Origin of the sequence: Mycobacterium sp. DL, assembly GCF_039729195.1 — a bacterium.
Lineage (GTDB): Bacteria > Actinomycetota > Actinomycetes > Mycobacteriales > Mycobacteriaceae > Mycobacterium > Mycobacterium hippocampi_A.
This window is the reverse complement of the sequence record NZ_CP155796.1, coordinates 4,091,165-4,111,819: the sequence shown is the minus strand read 5'-3', so window position 1 is coordinate 4,111,819 and position 20,655 is coordinate 4,091,165. Positions and strand designations below refer to the sequence as shown.

21 protein-coding genes are annotated in these 20,655 nt (G+C 69.3%); 6 read left to right on the top strand and 15 right to left on the bottom strand.

All coding sequences use genetic code 11. From position 1 onward, the window contains the following. The 10 genes from panD to ftsH all read right to left on the bottom strand — a co-directional run bounded on the left by panD (position 1) and on the right by ftsH (position 9,006). Positions 1–408: an aspartate 1-decarboxylase gene (gene panD, locus ABDC78_RS19625; RefSeq protein WP_178361544.1), complete on the bottom strand. Its 408-nt coding sequence runs from the start codon at positions 406–408 to the stop codon at positions 1–3. Beyond that, positions 408–1,352: a pantoate--beta-alanine ligase gene (panC, locus tag ABDC78_RS19620; RefSeq protein ID WP_178361543.1), complete on the bottom strand. Its 945-nt coding sequence runs from the start codon at positions 1,350–1,352 to the stop codon at positions 408–410. The genes panD and panC overlap by 1 nt, the downstream gene beginning before the upstream one ends. Further along, positions 1,346–2,296, bottom strand: coding sequence for a DUF2520 domain-containing protein (locus tag ABDC78_RS19615; protein WP_178361542.1), 951 nt, complete (start codon positions 2,294–2,296; stop codon positions 1,346–1,348). Before ABDC78_RS19615 ends, panC begins: the two co-directional genes overlap by 7 nt. Before the next feature lie 77 nt (positions 2,297–2,373). Then, complete coding sequence (locus tag ABDC78_RS19610; protein ID WP_347133152.1) at positions 2,374–3,651, bottom strand: DUF6779 domain-containing protein; 1,278 nt, start codon at positions 3,649–3,651, stop codon at positions 2,374–2,376. A 78-nt stretch (positions 3,652–3,729) separates the two neighbouring features. After that, on the bottom strand, positions 3,730–4,206 hold the full coding sequence (locus ABDC78_RS19605; protein ID WP_178359409.1) for a DUF3180 domain-containing protein: 477 nt from the start codon (positions 4,204–4,206) through the stop codon (positions 3,730–3,732). Positions 4,207–4,213: 7 nt separating this feature from the next. Further along, entirely contained in the window at positions 4,214–4,741 is a 528-nt protein-coding gene (gene folK / locus ABDC78_RS19600; RefSeq protein ID WP_178359410.1) for a 2-amino-4-hydroxy-6-hydroxymethyldihydropteridine diphosphokinase, read from the bottom strand. Then, the gene (gene folB, locus ABDC78_RS19595) at positions 4,738–5,118 is read right to left on the bottom strand and encodes a dihydroneopterin aldolase (RefSeq protein ID WP_178359411.1); all 381 of its coding nucleotides are present in this window, start codon (positions 5,116–5,118) and stop codon (positions 4,738–4,740) included. The genes folK and folB overlap by 4 nt, the downstream gene beginning before the upstream one ends. Before the next feature lie 3 nt (positions 5,119–5,121). Beyond that, positions 5,122–5,925 (bottom strand): dihydropteroate synthase, encoded by an 804-nt coding sequence (folP, locus tag ABDC78_RS19590; protein WP_178359456.1) that lies wholly within the window; start codon positions 5,923–5,925, stop codon positions 5,122–5,124. Positions 5,926–5,999: 74 nt separating this feature from the next. Beyond that, on the bottom strand, positions 6,000–6,611 hold the full coding sequence (gene folE, locus ABDC78_RS19585) for a GTP cyclohydrolase I FolE (protein ID WP_178359412.1): 612 nt from the start codon (positions 6,609–6,611) through the stop codon (positions 6,000–6,002). Positions 6,612–6,642: 31 nt separating this feature from the next. Beyond that, the gene (gene ftsH / locus ABDC78_RS19580) at positions 6,643–9,006 is read right to left on the bottom strand and encodes an ATP-dependent zinc metalloprotease FtsH (protein WP_178359413.1); all 2,364 of its coding nucleotides are present in this window, start codon (positions 9,004–9,006) and stop codon (positions 6,643–6,645) included. 232 nt (positions 9,007–9,238) lie between these two features. Between ftsH and ABDC78_RS19575 the strand changes: the two genes are divergently transcribed. Then, the gene (locus ABDC78_RS19575) at positions 9,239–10,171 is read left to right on the top strand and encodes an alpha/beta hydrolase (protein ID WP_178359457.1); all 933 of its coding nucleotides are present in this window, start codon (positions 9,239–9,241) and stop codon (positions 10,169–10,171) included. 57 nt (positions 10,172–10,228) lie between these two features. Next, complete coding sequence (locus tag ABDC78_RS19570) at positions 10,229–10,927, top strand: SIMPL domain-containing protein (protein ID WP_178359458.1); 699 nt, start codon at positions 10,229–10,231, stop codon at positions 10,925–10,927. A gap of 7 nt (positions 10,928–10,934) precedes the next feature. On the opposite strand, the gene ABDC78_RS19565 is transcribed toward ABDC78_RS19570, so the two are convergent. Genes ABDC78_RS19565 through dacB form a run of 5 tightly spaced genes read right to left on the bottom strand, consistent with a single transcriptional unit; the run spans position 10,935 to position 17,204 of the window. Further along, positions 10,935–13,160, bottom strand: a complete 2,226-nt coding sequence (locus tag ABDC78_RS19565; RefSeq protein WP_178359414.1) for a molybdopterin-dependent oxidoreductase — start codon at positions 13,158–13,160, stop codon at positions 10,935–10,937. A gap of 18 nt (positions 13,161–13,178) precedes the next feature. Next, entirely contained in the window at positions 13,179–13,805 is a 627-nt protein-coding gene (gene hpt, locus ABDC78_RS19560; RefSeq protein ID WP_178359459.1) for a hypoxanthine phosphoribosyltransferase, read from the bottom strand. Next, complete coding sequence (gene tilS, locus ABDC78_RS19555; protein WP_178359415.1) at positions 13,802–14,788, bottom strand: tRNA lysidine(34) synthetase TilS; 987 nt, start codon at positions 14,786–14,788, stop codon at positions 13,802–13,804. The genes hpt and tilS overlap by 4 nt, the downstream gene beginning before the upstream one ends. Next, the gene (locus tag ABDC78_RS19550; RefSeq protein WP_178359416.1) at positions 14,767–15,834 is read right to left on the bottom strand and encodes a zinc-dependent metalloprotease; all 1,068 of its coding nucleotides are present in this window, start codon (positions 15,832–15,834) and stop codon (positions 14,767–14,769) included. The genes tilS and ABDC78_RS19550 overlap by 22 nt, the downstream gene beginning before the upstream one ends. After that, on the bottom strand, positions 15,831–17,204 hold the full coding sequence (gene dacB, locus ABDC78_RS19545) for a D-alanyl-D-alanine carboxypeptidase/D-alanyl-D-alanine-endopeptidase (protein ID WP_178359417.1): 1,374 nt from the start codon (positions 17,202–17,204) through the stop codon (positions 15,831–15,833). Before dacB ends, ABDC78_RS19550 begins: the two co-directional genes overlap by 4 nt. Positions 17,205–17,316: 112 nt before the next feature. On the opposite strand from dacB, the gene ABDC78_RS19540 reads away from it, so the two are divergent. The 4 genes from ABDC78_RS19540 to ABDC78_RS19525 all read left to right on the top strand — a co-directional run bounded on the left by ABDC78_RS19540 (position 17,317) and on the right by ABDC78_RS19525 (position 20,652). After that, positions 17,317–17,802 (top strand): inorganic diphosphatase, encoded by a 486-nt coding sequence (locus tag ABDC78_RS19540; protein WP_178359418.1) that lies wholly within the window; start codon positions 17,317–17,319, stop codon positions 17,800–17,802. Positions 17,803–17,895: 93 nt separating this feature from the next. Continuing rightward, positions 17,896–18,417 carry a 2-oxo-4-hydroxy-4-carboxy-5-ureidoimidazoline decarboxylase gene (locus ABDC78_RS19535; protein WP_178359419.1) on the top strand — a complete coding sequence of 174 codons (522 nt, stop codon included), beginning with the start codon at positions 17,896–17,898 and terminating at the stop codon, positions 18,415–18,417. 25 nt (positions 18,418–18,442) lie between these two features. Further along, positions 18,443–19,486 carry an allantoicase gene (alc, locus tag ABDC78_RS19530; protein ID WP_178359420.1) on the top strand — a complete coding sequence of 348 codons (1,044 nt, stop codon included), beginning with the start codon at positions 18,443–18,445 and terminating at the stop codon, positions 19,484–19,486. Next, positions 19,483–20,652 (top strand): serine hydrolase domain-containing protein, encoded by a 1,170-nt coding sequence (locus tag ABDC78_RS19525; protein ID WP_178359421.1) that lies wholly within the window; start codon positions 19,483–19,485, stop codon positions 20,650–20,652. Before alc ends, ABDC78_RS19525 begins: the two co-directional genes overlap by 4 nt. The last annotated feature ends 3 nt before the right edge of the window (positions 20,653–20,655 follow it).

The following is a 20,655-nucleotide window of genomic DNA, read 5'->3' as shown; positions in this document are numbered from 1 at the left end:
TCACCTCGGCGACATCAGGCCGGAGGCGTCCGCAGGCACCCGCGCGGGATCGTCACCGAGGTCGATCTGCCTGTTGTCGGCGTCGACAAAAACCACCCGCGGCCGATACGCCCGGGCTTCGGCATCCTCCATGGTCCCGTAGGCGATCAGAATCACCAGATCGCCGGGATGTATCAGATGCGCTGCGGCGCCGTTGATCCCGATCACACCGCTACCCGGCTCACCGGTGATCACATACGTGACCAATCGCGCGCCATTGTCGACGTCGACGATGGTCACCTGCTCACCTTCGAGCAGATCGGCCGCAGCCATCAGGTCGGCGTCCACAGTCACCGATCCGACGTAGTGCAGATCGGCCTGAGTGACGGTGGCGCGGTGGATCTTCGACTTCAGCATGGTTCGTAACATCAGTTCCTCCAGGGCAATTCATGGCTCTCGGTGGACGCGACGCGCGGATGACCGTCGATGCCGGCCGCCGCGCCGATGTCGATCGCGATGTTGTCGAGGAGGCGGGTACGCCCGAGCCTGGCCGCAATCAGCATCCGGCCCGCTCCCTCCGCAGGTGCCGGCCCCAGCATCGGGTCACGAACCTCCAGGTAGTCGACCTGCAGGGCGGGCACCTCGTCGAGCACCGCCCGGGCAGCGTCCAGTGCGGCCGACACCCCCATCGACGCCGTGTACCTCCCCGCGAGCAACGCCGCCGACAGTGCGCCCGCCTGCTCGCGTTCGTCGGGATCGAGGTAGCGGTTCCGCGACGACATCGCCAGGCCGTCGGACTCCCGCACGATGGGCACGCCGACGACCGCGACGTCGAGGTTCAGGTCGATGACCATCTGCCGGATCAGCGTCAACTGCTGGTAGTCCTTCTCGCCGAAGAAGGCGCGGTCCGGAGCCACAGCGTTGAGCAGTTTCAGGACCACGGTGAGCATCCCCGCAAAATGTGTTGGCCGCGAGGCCCCTTCGAGTTCCGCGCCGAGCGCACCCGGCACCACGGTGGTGCGGGCTCCGTCGGGGTACATGTCGTCCGCCGTCGGGGTGAACACGATCTCGACCCCCTCGGCGCGCAGCGCGGCCAGGTCGTCGTCGAGGGTGCGCGGATATGCGTCGAGGTCCTCACCGGCGCCGAATTGCAACGGGTTGACGAAGATCGACACCACCACGACGGCACCCTGTACCCGTTTGGCGGCACGGATCAACGTCAGATGTCCCTCGTGCAGGGCGCCCATCGTCGGTACCAACATGATGCGGCGCCCGGTGGCCCGCAACGCCCGGGTCACCTCGAATACCTCGCGCGGTCGCGAGAACACGTTGAGCTGACCGGCGCTGAACTTCGGGGAGTTGCGGGTCACCATGGCCGTCCTGCTTCCGTCAGCACCTCGAACACCGCATCCGGGGCGTTCGCACGTTGCGCCGTGCGCCACGAGTTCATCCGGTACGCCTGCGCGAGATCAGGATTCACCTCGGTCAACGCCTGAAGATGACCCGCGACGGCGGCGGCGTCGCCACGGGCCACCGGACCGGTCAGAGCAGCCTGGCCGCGCTGCAGCGCGTTGTCCAGCGACGCGCGGGCCAGTGGGCCGATGATCCGCTCGGCGATCCCCCCGGGTGTGTCACCGACGAGCTCCTGGCCCAGCAGCTCCTGGCCCTGCAGTGCCGTCCGCAGCGCCTCGACCGCGTCGAGCATCAGGGTCACGACGTGATTGCTCGAATGCGCCAACGCCGCGTGGTAGAGGGTGCGGGCGTCCTCGCGGACGCGGAACGGCTCGCCACCGATCTCGAGCACCAGCGACTGGGCCACGGCGTATCCGATCTCGTCGGCGGCGGTGATACCGAAACACGTGCCGCGCAGCCGGTCGATGTCCTCGTCCGACCCGGCGAACGTCATCGCCGGGTGGATCGCCAGCGCGATGCATCCCTGCTCGGCCAACGGCGCCAGCACACCGATCCCGTTGGCGCCCGAAGTGTGCACGACAATGGTGTTCGCGCGCACCGCCCCGGTGGCGGCCAGACCGGCCACCAGCGCCGGCAACTCAGCATCGGGAACGGCCAGCAGCAGCAGCTCGGCCCGGCCGGCCACCTCGTCGACCGGGAGCACCGGGGTGTCGGGGAGCCATCGCTGGGCGCGCTGCCGGGAGGCATTAGAGACCGCGCTGCAGCCGACGACGACGTGCTCTGCGCGTTCCAGTGCGTGCCCGAGAGCGGTGCCCACGCGCCCGGCGGAGATCACGCCGATCGTGAGCCGGGCGGGACGGAGTCCGTCGTGCGGGGCGCTCCCGCCGGCGGGGGGCTGCAGCATCGCAGGCGACCTCGCAGATTCTGATCGTTCGTTCCGGTCCCGCAGTGCGGGTACCGGACGGTCGCTACGACATTAGCTCAATCCTCGCGACGCCTGCGTCCACCGCCTCCGGACGGCGACGCCTGCAGTCGCGCCATCAACTCGGCGACCGACTGTCCTCCGGTGTGGGCGCCGCCGTCGGAATCCTCCGGCTCGTCCTGGCCGGCGGGCGGGGGCGGGGGCGTCGTCGCCTGGGGGTTCTCCTGGGGGCCGCCGTAGTGCCTACCGCGAGGCGGTTCGGGCGGCAGTGGCGGTTCGGACGGCGGTGGTGGCGGTGGGCTCGACGATGGTGGCGGTGGGCTCGACGATGGTGGCGGTGAGCCGGCATCGGGTGCCCGCCGTCTGCCCACGTATTCGTCGTGGGTGCCCTCCACGCTGCCGTTGGCTCTCGGTGGCGCCACCCAGTTGCTGCCTGGCGCGCCGGGCGGAATCCACTGTCCCTCAGCAGGAGCCGGCTGCCAGTTGGTCGTCGCCGGTGTCGGTTCGGGCGCACGCGGGCGCGGCGCAGGCGGGGGCAGCCACGGGTAGTGCGGCTCGGGCGGGGCGCTCTGCGGCGGCGGTGGTGGCGGGGGTGGCGGCGATGGGCGCTGACGTGCGGACGCCTCGTCGGCCCGATGGGTCCTGCCCGGAGCCTGCTCGGAGAACCTGCGGTGGACGCCCCCCGCGTCGTCGACCGCCGACACCCGGTCGTCCTCGGGAGGATGCGGTTCGGCCGGAACGTCGATGATCGGGCTCTCCTCGGTGTCGGGGGCGTGGGCGTCGTCCTCGTCGACCTCTTCGGTGTCGATCCGACTGCTGCTGACCCGTCCCGCTGTGTCCGCGCCGGCCCATTCACCGAAGACCCGGCCGCTGGTCCTGTCGGTTTCGATCGCCTGCCGATGGGACAGGTCGGTGTCGAACAGGAACTCCAGATTCGCCCGCAGCGCGGCCAATTCGGCTCGCAGCGCCGACACCTCGTCGGACGATTGTGAGCGCAGTTCCGAGGCGAGCTCGCGGCGCAACTGGGTCTCGACGGCGAGCTCGTACTCCCGCCGTGCCGAGATCTCACGGTCCAGCTGCAGATCGTACACCAGCTTGAGATCCCGCACCTTCGCCTGGTCGCTGTCGCTCTGCCTGCGGTAGATCACCGACACGAACGCGGCCACGACCGCAGCCCACAGCGCCAGGATGACGGCAAGCTTCAGCAACTCGACACGATTGGTGAAAACCAGCGCCGAACTCGCCCCGATCGCAAGCACCAGCAACACCGTCATCAGGATCCAACCCGGCCGACGGGCGCCGCGCCGAATGCGCGCGCCGCGGGTCGGATCGGTCATGGGCCGACTGTACCCGCCACAGGTCACCTAGCGTGTCGACCCCGGACGGCGATTCGGCGGGTGGACCGGCGAATTCGGTCAGCCGGGCGCCGAATCGGCGTTCTCCGGCGGCTCGTCGGGCGACCTGCAGCAATGCTGTAACCAGAGGGCCGCGACGACCAGCGCGAGCGCACACAACCCGGCGACCACGGCGCCCGGCATGTCCTCGGCGGCCACCCGCAACGTGCTGCGTCGCGGCAGCAGGTAGACCACCACGGCCAGCCACCACCCGAGCACGACACTGCCCATCCACGCCGACGCCTTGGCGATCAGCACCGACCGCGCCACCGCGATCGGATGCAGCCGGCCCGCACCGACCCCGATCGCGCCCTCACCGATCCTGGCCCGGACGTAGACCCCCCAACCTGCGAGCGCAACGGCGACACCCAGCAGCGACACCCCTGTCCACCCGGTGATCGGCGGGAAGTACCGATAGGTGGCGCGCACCAGCAGATACCCCACCACCGCGGTGCCCGCCACCGCGACAACCAGATCGCGCCTACTGGTCGGCCCCATCAGCCGATCAACTGCCGTCGCCCAGGCGCAACGCCTGCCCCGTCAGCCGGACCCCGGCGCGCTCCGCGGGGTCCACGTCGTCGAGGAGGTGCGCGATGCTGCTCACCCGGCCGGCGACGGTCAACGTGGCCTGCGGATCGACTGCCAACCACGGCGCAAGCACGAACGCCCGGACGTGCGCGTACGGGTGGGGCAGGGTCAGGACGTCGTCATGCACCGTCACCTCACCGTCGGAGTCGCGGCAGCTGACCAGGTCCACATCAAGCGTCCTGGGTCCCCAGCGCTGCGCCCGGACCCGCTGCGCCGCATCCTCGAGCTGGTGGGCGCGACGCAGCCAACCGTGCGGATTCAACTCCGGATCATCGCCGAGGACAACGGCATTGAGAAAGGGTCCCTGATCGACGCCACCCCATGCATCGGTCTCGTACACCGGTGACACCGCCACCACCGTGCCGTCGAGGCCGTCCACCACCGACTGCAACCGCGCCAACCGGTCACCGAGGTTCGAACCGATGGACAACACCACTGCCGTCACGGGGCTCCCTTACCGCCACGGCGTGACCGGCGGGCCGTCACGGCGACGTCGGCGAACTCCAGCGGGATGGGCGCGCCCGGCTTGTGAACCACCACCTCCACAGCGTGCACCCGCTGGTCGGCCATCACGTCGTCGGCGATCTCCCCCGCGACGGTCTCGATCAGCTGTCGTGGCGGCCCGGCGACGACGGCGGCGGCGCGCTGTGCCAGCGCGCCGTAGTCCATGGTGTCGGCGAGGTCGTCGCTGGCAGCCGCGGCCTCCAGGTCGATCCATACCGTGATGTCCACGATGAAGTCCTGGCCGTCGCGGCGCTCATGCTCGAAGACACCGTGGTTGCCACGAACCTTCAACCCCCGCAACTCGATTCGATCAGCCACCGATCAACCCCCTGCCGTGCGCCACGCCGTGACCACGGCGAGCGCGTCTGCCGATGCACGGACGTCGTGCACCCGGACACCCCACACCCGATGCCACCCCGCCAGCGCCGAGATCACCGCGGTGGCCGTCTCCCGACCGGACGGCGGCCTGGGATCGCCGTCCGGCCCGGCCAGCAGAGAGCCCAGGAACCGTTTCCGGGAGGCACCGACCAGAATCGGGATCCCGGTCGCGACGAACTCGGGCAGCGCACTGAGCAGCGCCCAATTGTGCTGTGCGGTCTTGGCGAATCCGAGTCCGGGATCGATGATCAACTTGGCCGGGTCCACCCCGGCGCGCACTGCGGCATCCACGCCGGCCATCAGTTCGTCACGGACCTCCCCGACCACGTCGCCGTAGACGGGCACGTCGTGCGGTCGGTCACTGCCCACCGACCGCCAGTGCATCAACACCCAGGGCACCCCGGCATCGGCGACCACTCTCGCCATGTCCGGGTCCGCCCTGCCACCGGACACGTCGTTGACGAGCGTCGCGCCGTTCTCCAGCGCCGCGCTCGCGACACCCGCGTGCATGGTGTCGATGCTGATCGTGATCCCTTGCTGGGCAAGTTCTTTGACGACGGGAAGCACCCGGGACGTCTCGACCTCAGGTGCCACCCGGGTGGCACCCGGACGCGTCGACTCACCACCGATGTCGACGATGGCGGCGCCTTGGGCGACGAGTTCGACACCATGTGCGATCGCACGATCGCGGTCGAGGAACAGGCCCCCGTCGGAGAACGAGTCATCGGTGACGTTGACGACCCCCATCACCTTCACGTGCGTCACCGCCTGGGTCTGATGGCCGGCAGATCCCCCGTCGCTTCGCTCGCCCCGGTCGAAATTCACCTTCTCAGGATCAGATCCAGAGCCTCGGCCCGAGAGGCGTTGTCGTGCTTGAACTGTCCGCGCACCGCGGACGTGGTCGTCGTCGCACCGGGCTTGCGCACCCCCCGCATGGCCATGCACAGGTGCTCGGCCTCGATCACCACGATGGCACCGCGCGGGTCGAGCTTGCGCATCAACGCGTCGGCGATCTGCGCGGTCAGCCGTTCCTGGACCTGTGGCCGCTTGGCGTAGAGATCCACCAGGCGGGCGATCTTGGACAGGCCGGTGACCCGGCCGTCGATCCCCGGGATGTAGCCGACGTGGGCCACCCCGTGGAACGCCACCAGGTGGTGCTCGCAGGTGGAGTACATCGGGATCTCTTTGACCAACACCAATTCGTCGTGCTGTTCGTCGAAGGTGGTGTTCAGCACGGTATCCGGATCGGTGTACAGGCCCGCGAACATCTCGCGGTATGCGCGGGCCACCCGGGCCGGTGTGTCCGCCAGACCATGCCGGTCGGGATCCTCACCGACCGCGATCAGCAACTCGCGAACGGCCCGCTCGGCGCGCTCCTGATCGAACTCATGGCTGGTCAGCGTGGCCGAATCATTGTTGTGCGACCGCGTCATCGAAGTCTCCGTTTCGGATATCGGCCAGGGACTAACCGCGGTTCGGCGGATCAGCCCGATCTCTGTGCTTGCCACTCTCGTGATCGGGCTCGCCCTTCGGGCCGGGCGCAGGCGCACCGCCCTCTGGACCGGGTTGCCCCGGCTGCGGGTACGGCTGCTGATACGGCGGATAACCCGGGTACGGAGCCGGGGTCTGCGGACCGCCCTGCCATCCCGCCGGCGGGGGCGGGGGGTACCAGTACCCCTGAGGCTGCGGCTGCTGCTGCGGCTGCGGTGGCGCCCCGTGCGGCGGCGGCCATCCGGGCGCGTGCCAGCCGGCCGGCGCACCGTAATCGGGCTGCGTCGGCCCGTTGCCCGACGCACCGTTGCCACCCGCGCCGTTCGTGCCGTTCTTGGGGGCCGCTTCGGCGGCCGCCTTCGACGCCTGCGCGATCGCAGTCTTGAAGGCGGGCTCGGGAACCGGCTTGGGCCACGGCTCGCCGCGCTCGATTGCCAGCTCACCGGGCGTCTTGATGGGCGGCTTGTCCGACGGCACCCGGCCACCGAAGTCGTCGAACATGGTCAGACGCGGCCGCTTCTTCACGTCACCGAAGATCGCCTGCAGTTCGACGCGGTGCAGCGTCTCCTTCTCCAGCAACTCGCCGGCCAGGATGTCCAGGACGTCGCGGTATTCGGTCAGGATCTCCCACGCCTCGGTGTGGGCGGCCTCGATGAGCTTGCGGACCTCGTCGTCGATGATCTGGGCGACCTCGTGGCTGTAGTCGGCCTGGGTGCCCATCGTGCGGCCGAGGAACGGGTCGCCGTGCTCGGTGCCGTACCGGACGGCACCGAGCTTGGAGCTCATGCCGTACTCGGTGACCATCGCCCGGGCGATCTTGGTGGCCTGGTCGATGTCAGAGGACGCGCCGGTGGTGGGCTCGCGGAACACGAGTTCCTCGGCGGCGCGGCCGCCCATGGCGAAGACCAGGCGCGCGATCATCTCCGAGCGCGTCATCAGACCCTTGTCGTCCTCGGGGACAGCCATGGCGTGTCCACCGGTGCGTCCACGGGCCAGGATCGTCACCTTGTAGATCGGCTCGATGTCGGGCATCGCCCAGGCCGCCAACGTGTGCCCGCCCTCGTGGTAGGCGGTGATCTTCTTCTCGTGCTCGCTGATGATGCGGCCCTTGCGGCGCGGCCCACCGACGACCCGGTCGACGGCCTCTTCGAGGGCCGCGCCGGTGATGACGGTGCCGTTCTCGCGTGCCGTGAGTAGAGCAGCCTCGTTGATGACGTTGGCCAGGTCGGCACCGGACATGCCGACCGTGCGCTTGGCCAGGCCGTCGAGATCGGCGTCCTCGGCGATCGGTTTGCCCTGCGAGTGGACCTTCAGCACTGCGCGGCGGCCGGCGAGATCGGGGCTGGACACCGGGATCTGTCGGTCGAAGCGGCCCGGGCGCAACAGCGCCGGATCGAGGATGTCGGGTCGGTTGGTGGCCGCGATCAGAATGACGCCCTGGCGTTCGCCGAAGCCGTCCATCTCGACGAGCAGCTGGTTGAGCGTCTGCTCGCGTTCGTCGTGGCCGCCGCCCATACCGGCGCCGCGCTGCCTACCGACCGCGTCGATCTCGTCGACGAAGATGATGCACGGGCTGTTCTGCTTGGCCTGCTCGAACATGTCGCGCACCCGGGAGGCGCCGACACCGACGAACATCTCGACAAAATCCGAGCCGGAGATCGTGAAGAACGGAACCCCGGCCTCACCGGCGACCGCGCGCGCCAGCAGCGTCTTGCCGGTGCCGGGAGGGCCGTAGAGCAGCACGCCCTTGGGGATCTTGGCGCCGAGCGCCTGATAGCGGGTCGGGTTCTGCAGGAAGTCCTTGATCTCGTAGAGCTCCTCGACCGCTTCGTCGACGCCGGCGACGTCGGCGAACGTGGTCTTCGGCATGTCCTTGGAGAGCTGTTTGGCCTTCGACTTGCCGAAGCCGAACCCCATCCGCCCACCGGACTGCATCCGGGAGAACATCACGAAGAGGAAGACCAGCAGCAGCAGCGGCAGCATGTAGATCAGCAGCGTGCCGAGCATGCTGCTCTGGTTGACGACGGTGTTGACCTTCGCGTTCTTGGCTTCCAGCGCCTCGAACAGCGTGACCCCGTACCCCGTGGGGTACTTGCTGATGATCTGGGTGTTGCCCGATGTGTCGTCGTTGCCGCTCTTCAGCTCGAGGCGCACCTGCTGTTCGCGGTCGTCGATCTGGGCTTCGTTGACGTTGTCGGCCTCGATCTGTGCGATGGCGACCGACGTGGGGACAGCTTCGTGCCCGCGGGTGTCGTCGCTGAAATAGAAGAAGGACCACCCGAGCAGCAACACGACGGCGATCACCGTGAGCGTGCGGATCACATTTTTTCGGTTCATTGATACCTACGCCGACAGCGCACCGCCGGCCAAATCCTTCCAATACGCACAGCTGGAGTAGTCAAGGCTACCGCTAGACCAACGTCTGGCAGTTCCCGGAGTTCACGGAGGGAACCATCAGGCCTGAGCCCGGAGTTGCTCGGGCACCGAACGTGCATTCCCTGTCACGATTCTGCGGTGACCTCGACACTGCGGGCACGTTCGGCGAAAGTATGGGGTCGTGCGGACGCGGATGGTGCAGACGAACGGGGTTTCGCTGCGGGTGACCGAGGCAGGCGAGCCGGGCGCGCCCGTGGTGGTGCTCTGCCACGGGTTCCCTGAGCTGGCGTTCACCTGGCGACATCAGGTGCAGGCGCTGGCCGAGGCGGGCTATCACGTGCTGGCCCCCGACCAGCGCGGCTACGGCGGCTCGCAGACCCCCGAAGATGTCGACGCCTACGCCGTCACCGACCTCAGCGCGGACGTCGTCGGGTTACTCGACGACGTCGGCGCCGAGCGCGCGGCGCTGGTCGGCCACGACTTCGGCGCCGTGGTGGCGTGGACCGCGCCGCTGCTGCACCCCGACCGCTTCGCCGCGGTCGCCGGCCTGAGCCTGCCTCCGGTGCCGCGTCCGAAGGTGCCCACGACGCAGGCATTCCGCAAGGTCTTCGGGGACCGGTTCATGTACATCCTGTACTTCCAGGAGCAGGGCCCCGCCGATGCCGAACTCAACCGGGATCCGGCGACGACGTTCCGGCGGTTGTTCGCGCTGACGACGACGGGCGAGGAGATGGTCGGCGCGGCCGGGCCGCAGGGGTTCCTCGACCGCATCCCGGAGCCGGGTGGCCTTCCGGACTGGCTCAGCCCGGCCGACTTCGGGGTCTACGTCGAGGAGTTCACCCGCCACGGGTTCACCGGCCCGCTGAACTGGTACCGCTGTTTCGACCGCAACTGGGAGCTGACGGCCGAGCCACCGGCCGCGACGATCGAGGCGCCCGCGCTGTTCATCGGCGGCACCGCCGACGCCACGCTGGCCTACACCCCGCGGCACCGCGCCCGCGAGGTCGTCTCCGGTGAGTACCGCGAGCTGATGATCGAGGGGGCCGGCCACTGGCTGACCGAGGAGCGCCCGCACGACATCAGCCGCGCGCTGCTCGACTTCTTCGCGGATTCGTTTCCCCGATGACCTAGGGTGCCAGGAATGTCGATCGCACCGGGAGTGAAGACGGCCAGGACCAAGCTCATGTGCCTCGCCGCGACGGGCGCCGCAGCCGTTGCGCTGACCGCGTGTGATGCCCAGCCGGGCCCGACGCTGACCCCCGATGCCGACACCCGCCAGGTGACGGTCGTCGGCGCCGGGCAGGTCCAGGGCTCACCCGACACGCTGACCGTGAACGCGTCGATGGAGTTCCTGGCACCCGACGCCACCGGCGCGATGAACCAGACCAACGAGCGTCAGCAGGCCGTCATCGACGCGCTCGTCGAACTCGGTATCGACCGCAACGACCTGGCCACCACGCAGGCCGACCTGCAGCCGCAGTACGGCGCCGACGACACCACCATCGCCGCCTACCGCGCCACCAACTCGATCAACGTGACGATCCGCGACCTCGACCTGGCCTCGGACGCGATCGGCCTGATCGTCAGCACCGGCGGCAACGCCACCCGGATCAACTCGATCAGCTACTCCATCGAGGACGATTCGCAGTTGGTGCGCGACGCCAGGGCCCGGGCGTTCGAGGACGCCAAGGACCGCGCCGAACAGTACGCAGAGCTCTCGGGCCTCGATCTCGGCAGCGTCATCTCGATCTCGGAGACGGGCGGCCCGACACCGCCGATCCCGATGCAGGCGCCGCGGGGAATGATGGAGGCCGCGGTGCCGCTCGAGCCGGGTCAGCAGACGGTCGGCTTCTCGGTGACCGTCATCTGGGAACTGACCTGATCTGGCACTATGCCGGGCTCACCGCCGGTTCGACCACGACGGGGATTCCGTTGAGCACCGCGGTGCCCGAGAGCGGGTCCACCGCCGCCCCGTCGTTCAGCTGGTTGACGTTGACGCCGGGCTGACCGGCGGCGAGCTTCTGCCCGGTTCCGTCCCGGTCGTGTCCCCAGCCGTGCGGCAGCGACAGCACCCCGCGGCGGATGTCTTCGGTGACCTCGATCGGCACCACCAATTCGCCGCCGGAACCTTTGACGACGGCAGTGTCGGACAGCCCGAGTTCGGCGGCGTCGTCGGGATGGATCCGCAGGGTGCACCGGTTCGTGCCGCCCGCCAGAGCGGGCAGGTTGTGCATCCAGCTGTTGTTGGACCGCAGGTGCCGGCGACCGATCAGGACGAACCCGCCGCTGCGATGGCCCAGCGAGTCACGCAGGCGCTGCGCGTCGGCGATCAGCTGGGACGGCGCGAGCTCGATCAGGCCCGAGGGGGTGCGCAGCAGATCGGGCAGTCGCGGCTGCAGCGGCCCCAGGTCGATGCCGTGCGGTGCCGCTTTGAGGCGTTGCAGGGTCAGACCGTCCGGCCGGGCACCGAAGGCGTCGCCGTAGGCCCCGACGCGGAGCATCATGTCGAGACGGCGCTCGTAGCCCGGGCCGTCGTCGAGCATGGCGGTCAACTCGCCGACGTCGCGTCCGGCCACCGGTGACGCCGCGTCGGCGGTCTCCTTGGCCAGGGTGGTGGCGATGACCTGCTCGTCGACGAGCGCAGGGTCGGCATCGACTCCGATTCCGTAGAGCACCAAGGCGATTCGCGACAGGATCTCGGCTTCGTCGGGACGACCCTGCAACGCCAGCACAGGTGGTGAATAGCGGGCGTTGTTGCGGACCGCGACGTTGTTCAGGGCGAAGTCGAAGTGCGGGCTGCGCGACGGCGGCGGGGGCGGCAGGACGACGTCGGCGTGGCGGGTGGTCTCGTTGAGGTACGGGTCGACCGAAATCATGAAGCCGACGCCGGCCAGCGCCCTGTCGAGTCGATCGCCGTCCGGGGCGGAGAGCACCGGGTTTCCCGCGATGGTGATCATCGCTTTGATCTGCCCCTCGCCCGGAGTCTCGATCTCCTCGGCCAGCGCCACGACGGGAAATTCCGAGAGCACCTCGGGATGACCGGAGACCCGGCTGTGCCACCGGCCGGTGGAGAACCCGCGGCCCGGGCGGTGCCCTCGGGGTGCCGGGGCCACCGGCGAGAGCGGGAACATCGCGCCGCCGGGCCGATCCAGATTCCCGGTGAGGATGTTGACGACGTCCACCAGCCAGCTGCCCAGCGTGCCGAACTCGACCGTGGAGGTGCCCATCCGGCCGTAGACGACGGCGGTGGGCGCGGCGGCGAGTTCCCGGGCGAGGGTGCGGATCTCGTCGGCTTCGATCCCGCAGTGCGCCGCGACGATCTCCGGGGTGAAATCCCGGGCGACGTCGCGGACCTCGTCCAGACCGGCCACATAGTCGGCCAACGCCCCGAGCGTCACCAGATCCTCGTCGAACAGCACGTTGACGACGGCACCCAGCAGTGCGGCGTCGGTGCCGGGTCGCGGCGCCAGGTGCCGGTCGGCGAGTTCGGCGGTGCGGGTGCGGGCGGGGTCGATCACGACGAGCGTGCCCCCGCGCTTGCGCAGCTTGCGTAGCTTGCCGCCGAAGTCGGCGGCGGTGGCCAGGCTGCCGTTGGACACCAGCGGGTTCGCCCCGATGACCACCAGATAGTCGGTGCGGTCGAGGTCGGGCACCGTGAACGCGACGGGGCTGCCGAACATCAGGCCCAGCGAGACGTGCTTGGGCATCTGGTCCAGCGTGCTGGCCGAGTAGACCTGGTGGGTGCCGACCCCGCGGACGATGAGCGGCGGGTAGAGCGCTCCGGCGACGGTGTGCGCGTTGGGATTACCGAGATACACCCCGACCGAGGATCCGCCGTGGTCACGGACGACCGCGCCGAGGCCGTCGGCGACGGCGGCGAACGCCTCGTCCCACGTCGCCTCGGTCAGGACGCCGTCCCGACGGATCAGTGGCGCGCTCAGGCGGTCCGGATCGTTGTCGAGCTCGGCGAAACTTGCACCCTTCGGGCAGATGAAGCCCGAACTGAAGACGTCGTCGTGGTCACCTCGCGCACCGGTCACCCGCCCGTCGTCGATCGTCAACGTCAGGCCGCAGGTCGCTTCGCACAGTGGACAGATCCGGAGGGCGGTGGTCATCTCCGCATTCTGCGCCGCCTAGTGGTCTTCGTACACCCTCGGGTCGAGGGTGCCGATGTAGGGCAGGTCGCGGTAGCGCTCCGCATAATCGAGGCCGTAGCCGACGACGAACTCGTTGGGGATGTCGAACCCGATGAAGTCGATGTCGAGATCGACGCGGACGGCATCGGGTTTACGCAGCAGCGTGCATACCTTCAGTGACCGGGGATGGCGAGTGGCGAGGTTGCGCAGCAACCACTTCAGCGTCAGCCCGGAGTCGACGATGTCCTCGACGATCAGCACGTCCCGGTCGTTGATGTCCCGGTCGAGGTCCTTGAGGATGCGCACCACACCCGACGACGACGTGGACGAGCCATAGGAGCTGACAGCCATGAACTCCAACTGGGTGGGCAACGGGATCGCCCTGGCCAGATCCGTGACGAACATGACCGCGCCCTTGAGCACCGTGATGAGGAGCAGATCCTGCCCTGAGGATCCGTCCTGGTAATGAGCGCCTACGAGCGCTGCGAGTTCGGCGGTCTTGGCTTGGATCTGATCTTCGGACAACAACACCGACTTGATGTCCCCGGGATACAAGTCCGCGGTATGCGCAGGCACGTGCACAGCGTGCCATGCGGTGGCCGGGATGACCAACGCGAGCCTCAGACCGCCTCTCGGTACAGCACCAGCATGTCCTTGCGACGGCCCGCGAACAGCCGCATCCGGGGAGCGGCGCCGGGCACCGCCACCCCGCCCTGGCCCCGCCACGCGGTGACCAGAGCGTCCACGGCCCGCAACTGGACGTCGGTCAGCCCGACGGCCCCGCCGGCGAGAAGCCAGCCCCTGATCACCCTGCGCCGAACCGCGTCCGGCAGCGGGGCGAGCGCGGCAGTGGGCAGGGGGGCGATCGATGTGGTGGGCACGTCACCGACCTCGACGATCCCGGAGAGCGCGTCGGCGGCCATGCCGTCGAGGGTGTCGGTGTCCTCACGCAACGCGGTCGCCGTGCGCGCCAGCGCCTCGGCCACCCCGCCGCCGAGGACATCCTCCAGCAGCGGCAGCACCTCGCCGCGCAGTCGCACCCTGGTGAAGCGCCGGTCGGAGTTGTGCGGATCCTGCCACGCGCTCAGCCCCAGTTCGGCGCACACCAGGTGGGTCAGGTCGCGCCGCACGCCGAGCAGCGGGCGGCACCACGGCGGGTCATACGGTTTCATGCCGGCGATCGAGCGGGCCCCAGAGCCCCGGCCCAGCCCCAGCAGCACCGTCTCGGCCTGGTCGTCGAGTGTGTGCGCCAGCAGTACCGGCGCACCGCCGCGGGCCGCCTCCAGCGCCCGGTAGCGTGCTGACCGGGCCGCGGCCTCCGGGCCTCCCGTCGTGCCCACGTCGACACGGAGCACCTCTGCGGCAACACAACCCAGCGCAAGCGCCTGATCGCGCGCGGTGGTGGCGACCGACGCCGAGCCGGGCTGCAGCCCGTGGTCGACGATCAGCGCGGTGGTGGGCAGCACCTCCGCCGCGGCGGCCGTCAGCGCCAGCGAGTCGGGTCCGCCCGACAGCGCGACGCACCATCGGTCCGAGCCTGCCGCGTGGTCACCGGCGAAGCGCGCGACCACCCTTCGCAGCTCGGCTACAGCACGCGGTCGATCCACCGCTGTGGCTCATCGATTTCGCTTGGCAGCGGCAGGGTTTCGGCATCCGACCAGACGGCGTTGAACCGCTGCATGCCCACCTTCGCCACGACGTCGTCCACGAAGGCCTTGCCGCGGGTGTACTGGTTCATCTTCGCGTCGATGCCCATCAGCGCGCGCATCAACCGCTGCAAGGGGGGCTGTTTGCGCTGTCGGCGTTCGTCGAACCGGCGCCTGATCGTCGCGACCGACGGCACCACGGCGGGTCCGACCGCATCCATCACATGCTCGGCATGGCCTTCCAGCAGCGTGCCCAGCACCAGGAGCTTGTCGAGCGCCGCCCGCTGCGGCTCGGACTGCACCGCCCGGAGCAACCCGAGAACACCTGAATCCGACTGTGGGTCATCGTCTTTGGAACCGTCCCGCAGTCCACGCACGTACCCGGCGAGCCGGCCGACGACCTGCGTCACGTCTTCGCCGGCGTCCTCGGTCAACACCGCCAGCGCACCCGTCATGTGGTCGGCCAACCACGGGTTGGCGCGGAACTGCACCCGGTGGGTCACCTCGTGCAGGCACACCCACATCCGGAAGTCCGCGGGGTTCACGCGCAGCTGTCGTTCGACCGCAATCACGTTGGGATACACCAGCAGTAGCTCGCCACCGCCTGTAGCGAACGGGTCGTACTGGCCGAGTATGCCCGAGGACACGAACGCCAGCACCGCCCCGGTCTGGGCTCCCGCGATGCGGCCGGTGACCGCCCTTGGCTTGACGTCGCCGTCGTGGCCGCCGCCGGTCATGGCCCGCATCGACCGGGCTGCGGCGCCGATCCACTCCGGTCGGTTGACGACCCGCGCCTCCTGGATCTCGCCGCCCTCGATGAGCCCGGTCACCTCGCGGACCGGCAGTTCGGACCTGCGGGCGGACTCGGCGAGCTGCTCGATCGCCTGCCTGCGGGTGTAGTCGGTGGCGGCGGGTTCCGGGCGGGCCAGCTTCCCCCCGAGCGTCGCGGCCAGCTTCCAGTCGACGGCACGGCCGACGGAGAAGCCGGACCCGTTCTGCTGGCTCATGTGCGGCATCCGCATGAGCGCAGCACCGCGGCGAACGCATCGAGTGAGGTGCGGCCGGTCGGACCGGCGTCGTTGGACAGCAGAGCGAAGGTGAGCACCCGCCCACTCTCGTCGGTGACGATTCCGGCCAGCGTGTTGGTACCGGTCAGCGAGCCTGTCTTGGCCCGCAGGTAGCCCAGGGCGGCGCGACCCTGCTCGGTGTCGTGATAGCGGTAGGACAGCGTGCCGCTGCCCCCGGCTATCGGCAGCAGGTCGACCAGGGGGCGCAGGTCGGGCTGGGCGTCGCCGGCCGCGGCGTTGACGAGTTCGTCGAGGGTTCTGGCGGTCAGCCGGTCATCCACCGAAAGCCCGCTCGAGTCGAACAGCCGCGCTCCGGAGATGTTGATGCCGGCGTCGTCGAGGGTGCTCAGCACGGCCCGGGCGGCACCGTCGAAGCTGCGGGGCTGGTCGAGGTGGGCGGCGACCTCGCGGCCGATGGACTCCGCCATCACGTTGTCGGACAGGTTGACCATGTCGCGCAGTCGCTGCATCAGCGGCGGCGACTGCACCGAGGCGATCTCCGTCCCGCCGCCCGCCGCCCTCGGCAGCACCGTCACCCTCGCCGGGTCGATGCGCAAGGCCACCGCCAGGGCCCGGCCGGCATCCAGCGCAGGCGTCTTGGACCGCCGCGACTCCACGGTCACCGGCTGGGTGCGGCCGCCGTCGAGCATCACCGCCTCCATCGGCGCGATGTCCCCGCCGTCGATGTCCAGCGGATCCCAGCCCACGGCCATCGACGGCCCGGTATAGGCGCTGACATCCACCTGCACGGTGTTGACGGCGGTGCCGCTGCGCCGCACCTGATCGGCCAGATCGGAGATCCGCGCCGCATCCCGGTACCAGGTGTCCTCGTCGTCCGATGCCGCCGACAGCGTCTGATCACCACCGCCCACCAGCACCACCACTCCGGGCGAGGTGCTGCGCACCCGCGTGGTCAACCGGTCGTCGCGGTCGAGCGTCAGCAACGCCGCCGCAGCGGTCAGCAGCTTGTTCGTCGACGCCGGCTGCATCGGTACGTCGGCACCCTGGGCCCAGATCTCCCGGCCCGTCAGCGCGTCGGTGATGCGCCCGGTGAACATGCCCAGATTGGGGTCGGCCAGTACCGGCGCCAGGGCCGCGGCCAGCCCGTCTGCGGTCGGCGCGTCCGCGGTGTCGGGCACCGGCACCACAGCCGGTTGGGCGGTGGCCGGCGCAGGCGCGGGCTCCACGGCCAGTTCATCGGACCGCCCCGCGGTCAACAGTGCAGCCGCCGCCACGACGACGACAACCAGCAGCAGTACCGCCACCCCCACCACCACGTGGGTGGATCGCCGCCACCGAGTGGGACGCATGTATCTCCTGCTCTCGATCGACTACCCGAGCCACCCCTGTAGAGCAGGGTATCGCTCGTTTAGTGTTAACCCGCGTCGCCAGCAGGCGACCCTGAGCCGAAGGAGTCCCCCGGTGCAGTTCGATGTCCTCATCGAGATCCAGAAGGGATCGCGCAACAAGTATGAGGTGGACCACGACAGCGGGAAGGTGAAGCTGGACCGCTATCTGTTCACGGCGATGGGATACCCGACGGACTACGGCTACATCGAGGACACCCTCGGCGAGGACGGCGATCCGCTGGACGCGCTGGTCCTGCTGCCCGAACCGGTCTTCCCGGGATGCATCGTCGAGGCCCGCCCGGTCGGCATGTTCCGGATGACCGACGAGAAGGGCGGCGACGACAAAGTGCTGTGCGTGCTCGCCGACCCGCGGTGGGACCACATCACCGATATCGGCGACATCTCGTCGTTCGAACTCGACGCCATCAAGCACTTCTTCGTGCACTACAAGGACCTCGAACCCGGCAAGTTCGTCGAAGCCGCCGACTGGGTGGGTCGTGCCGAGGCCGAGGCCGAGGTGTTGCGCTCGGTCGAGCGGTTCAAGACCGAGGGCCACTGATCCGGCCGGTTTGAGACTCAGGTCACCGCGGGAATTTGCGTGCCTGTAACACGACGTAACGCAGCTGTCCCTTCGGCCTTCGATCATGGCGTTGTGCTGTTGCATCAGGGACTGGGGCTGGACGCGTTCAACGCGATGCCGATGCGCCGCGCCGTGCACGCCGTCTACGAGTGCTGCTACAGCGTCCCGCTGGCCGCCGATCTGGTGCGGGCCCGCCCCTTCGACACCTACGAGCAGCTGTACCGCTGTGCCGACTCGCTGCTGTTCGGGCTGAGCGAGGAGTCCGTCGACTCCATCCTGGAGGCCTACCCGGACGTCGGCCGGCGGCCGGGCAGCGAGAAGTCGCAGGCCGAGCAGTGCGCCATCACCGACGAGCGCCCCGAGATGATGGCCGAGTTGGCGGCGGCGTCGAAGACCTACCTGCAGCATTTCGGCTTCGGGTTCGTGATGTTCATCAACGGCTACCGCGCCGACGACGTGCTCGCCACGCTGCGCGACCGGTTGCACAACGACCACGAGACCGAGCGCAAGATCGTCCGCAACGAGCTGGCCCGCATCAACCGAACCCGACTCGAGCGCATGCTCGGCCCCGAGGGCGGCTACGACAACTGGTGACCGGCTGCTCGCCTAGGCTTTGCCGGTGAGCACTCCACCGACAAGACCCGCCGGACACTCCCACTTCCTCTCCCTTCCCGATCTCGCCGCCCGATCCGCGGGTGGAGCGGTGCTGTGGGCCAACGACGATGTGTTCGCCGAAAAAGAGAACCTGATCAAACCGGGCGCGCCGGAGTATCAGCCGGCCACGTTCGGCCACAAGGGTCAGATCTACGACGGGTGGGAGACCCGTCGGCGCCGCGGCGCCACAAGCGATTCGCACGACTGCGCGATCGTCCGGCTCGGTGTCCCGGGCATCATCCGCGGCGTGGTGGTGGACACCGCGTGGTTCACCGGAAACTATCCGCCCGAGATCTCGGTCGAGGCCGCCTTCGTGGAGGGGTACCCCACCCCCGAGGAGTTGGCGCACGACGTGCAGTGGACCACCATCGTCGAGCGGCGGGCGGTCAACGGCGACACCCGCAATCCGTTCGCCGTCGAATCGCCCCGGCGCTGGACCCATGTGCGGCTGGCCATCTACCCCGACGGCGGCGTGGCGCGGCTCCGGGTGCACGGCGAAGGGCTGCTGGACCCGCGCTTCACCGAGCTTCCGCTGGACCTGGCCGCTTTGGAGAACGGCGGCCGAATCACCGCCTGTTCCAACATGTTCTACAGTTCGCCGAACAATCTGCTGCTGCCCGGCGCGGCCAGAACCATGGGTGAGGGGTGGGAGACCTCACGACGGCGTGATGCCGGAAACGACTGGGTCCAGGTACGTTTGGCGGGTCAGGGTGTACTGGCGGCCGCCGAGCTGGACACGTCGTACTTCATCGGCAATGCGCCCGGCTCCGCCCGGCTGCGGGGCCGCGACGGCGACGGCGAGTGGTTCGACCTGGTGCCGCTCACCGATCTGCAACCAGACACCAAGCACCGGTTCCTGATCGAGCCGTCTACCGGCTCCGCCCATCCCGTCACCGAGGTGCGCCTCGACATCCACCCCGACGGCGGTATGGCACGGCTGCGGCTGTTCGGCCGACTGACCTCCGAAGGTCTGCGACGGCTGACCGAGCGGTGGGAAGCCAGCGCATGACCGACGACGTCGGCGAGACCGTTCGAGGCCGGTGGGATTCCCGGTTCGACCCCCTCGCCGAAGCGCTGGCCGACGAGCTGGCGCGCGGCGAGGAACTCGGCGCATCGATCGCCGTGGACATCGACGGTGAGCTGGTCGCCGACATCTGGGGCGGGCACGCCGATCGGGCGCAGACATCACCCTGGCAGCAGGACACGATCGTCAACTTCTGGTCCTGCACCAAGACCCTCACCTCGTTGGCCGCGTTGATTCTCGTCGACCGAGGTGTGCTGGACCCGTTCGCCCCGGTCGCCTCGTACTGGCCGGAGTTCGCGGCCAACGGCAAGCAGGACATCGCGGTCCGCCATCTGCTCTCGCACACCTCGGGGGTCTCCGGCTGGGAGGCGCCGTTCACCGTGGACGACGTCTACGACTGGGAGAAGGCGAGCTCGCACCTCGCGCGGCAGGCACCCTGGTGGCCGCCGGGAACGGCGTCGGGTTATCACGCCCTGCCCTTCGGCCACCTGATCGGCGAGATCCTGCGCCGGATCACCGGCCGATCGCTCAAGGAATTCGTCCGCACCGAGATCGCCGAACCGCTCGGCGCCGATGTCCAGATCGGTGCGGTGCCCGAAGACACCGGGCGCATCGCCGAACTGGTCCCGCCGCCGCCGCGCGATCTCGGCCTGGCCAGACTGGCCCCCGACCACCCGGCCGTCAAGACGTTCGCCGCCTTTCCGCCGGGCGCCTCCGGCGTCGCGCTGGCCGAGACCAAGCAGTGGCGCGATGCCGACATCGGGGGCGCCAACGGTCACGGAAACGCACGCGGACTCGTCCGGGCGCTGTCACCGATCTCGTTGAGCGGCAGGGCGAACGGCGTCCAGCTGCTCTCCCCCGACACCATCGACATGATCTTCACCGAGCAGGCCGCCGGCGTCGACCAGGTGCTGTTCGTCCCGCTGCGGTTCGGGATCGGTTTCGGACTGTCCTCACCCGAGACCATCAAGGCGGTCCCCGACGGCAGGGCCTGCTGGTGGGGCGGCTGGGGCGGGTCGCTCGTGGTCATGGACACCGAGCGACGCGCCACCTATGCCTACGTCATGAACAAGATGGGTCCGGGGACGACGGGCAACGCCCGCACCAACCGCTATGCACGGCTGATCAACAACGCTGTCGCGTCGGCCTGAGCC

Bases quoted from the DNA above. Each gene is read 5' to 3' on its own strand.
- ABDC78_RS19565 (WP_178359414.1), bottom strand. From the start codon at position 13,160: ATGACCACCGCCCTCCGGATCTGTCCACTGTGCGAAGCGACCTGCGGC.
- panD (WP_178361544.1), bottom strand. From the start codon at position 408: ATGTTACGAACCATGCTGAAGTCGAAGATCCACCGCGCCACCGTCACT.
- ABDC78_RS19575 (WP_178359457.1), top strand. From the start codon at position 9,239: ATGGTGCAGACGAACGGGGTTTCGCTGCGGGTGACCGAGGCAGGCGAG.
- ABDC78_RS19550 (WP_178359416.1), bottom strand. From the start codon at position 15,834: ATGAGCCAGCAGAACGGGTCCGGCTTCTCCGTCGGCCGTGCCGTCGAC.
- folE (WP_178359412.1), bottom strand. From the start codon at position 6,611: ATGACGCGGTCGCACAACAATGATTCGGCCACGCTGACCAGCCATGAG.
- ftsH (WP_178359413.1), bottom strand. From the start codon at position 9,006: ATGAACCGAAAAAATGTGATCCGCACGCTCACGGTGATCGCCGTCGTG.
- panC (WP_178361543.1), bottom strand. From the start codon at position 1,352: ATGGTGACCCGCAACTCCCCGAAGTTCAGCGCCGGTCAGCTCAACGTG.
- ABDC78_RS19605 (WP_178359409.1), bottom strand. From the start codon at position 4,206: ATGGGGCCGACCAGTAGGCGCGATCTGGTTGTCGCGGTGGCGGGCACC.
- ABDC78_RS19610 (WP_347133152.1), bottom strand. From the start codon at position 3,651: ATGACCGATCCGACCCGCGGCGCGCGCATTCGGCGCGGCGCCCGTCGG.
- ABDC78_RS19570 (WP_178359458.1), top strand. From the start codon at position 10,229: ATGTGCCTCGCCGCGACGGGCGCCGCAGCCGTTGCGCTGACCGCGTGT.
- folP (WP_178359456.1), bottom strand. From the start codon at position 5,925: ATGGGGGTCGTCAACGTCACCGATGACTCGTTCTCCGACGGGGGCCTG.
- dacB (WP_178359417.1), bottom strand. From the start codon at position 17,204: ATGCGTCCCACTCGGTGGCGGCGATCCACCCACGTGGTGGTGGGGGTG.
- ABDC78_RS19615 (WP_178361542.1), bottom strand. From the start codon at position 2,296: ATGCTGCAGCCCCCCGCCGGCGGGAGCGCCCCGCACGACGGACTCCGT.
- ABDC78_RS19525 (WP_178359421.1), top strand. From the start codon at position 19,483: ATGACCGACGACGTCGGCGAGACCGTTCGAGGCCGGTGGGATTCCCGG.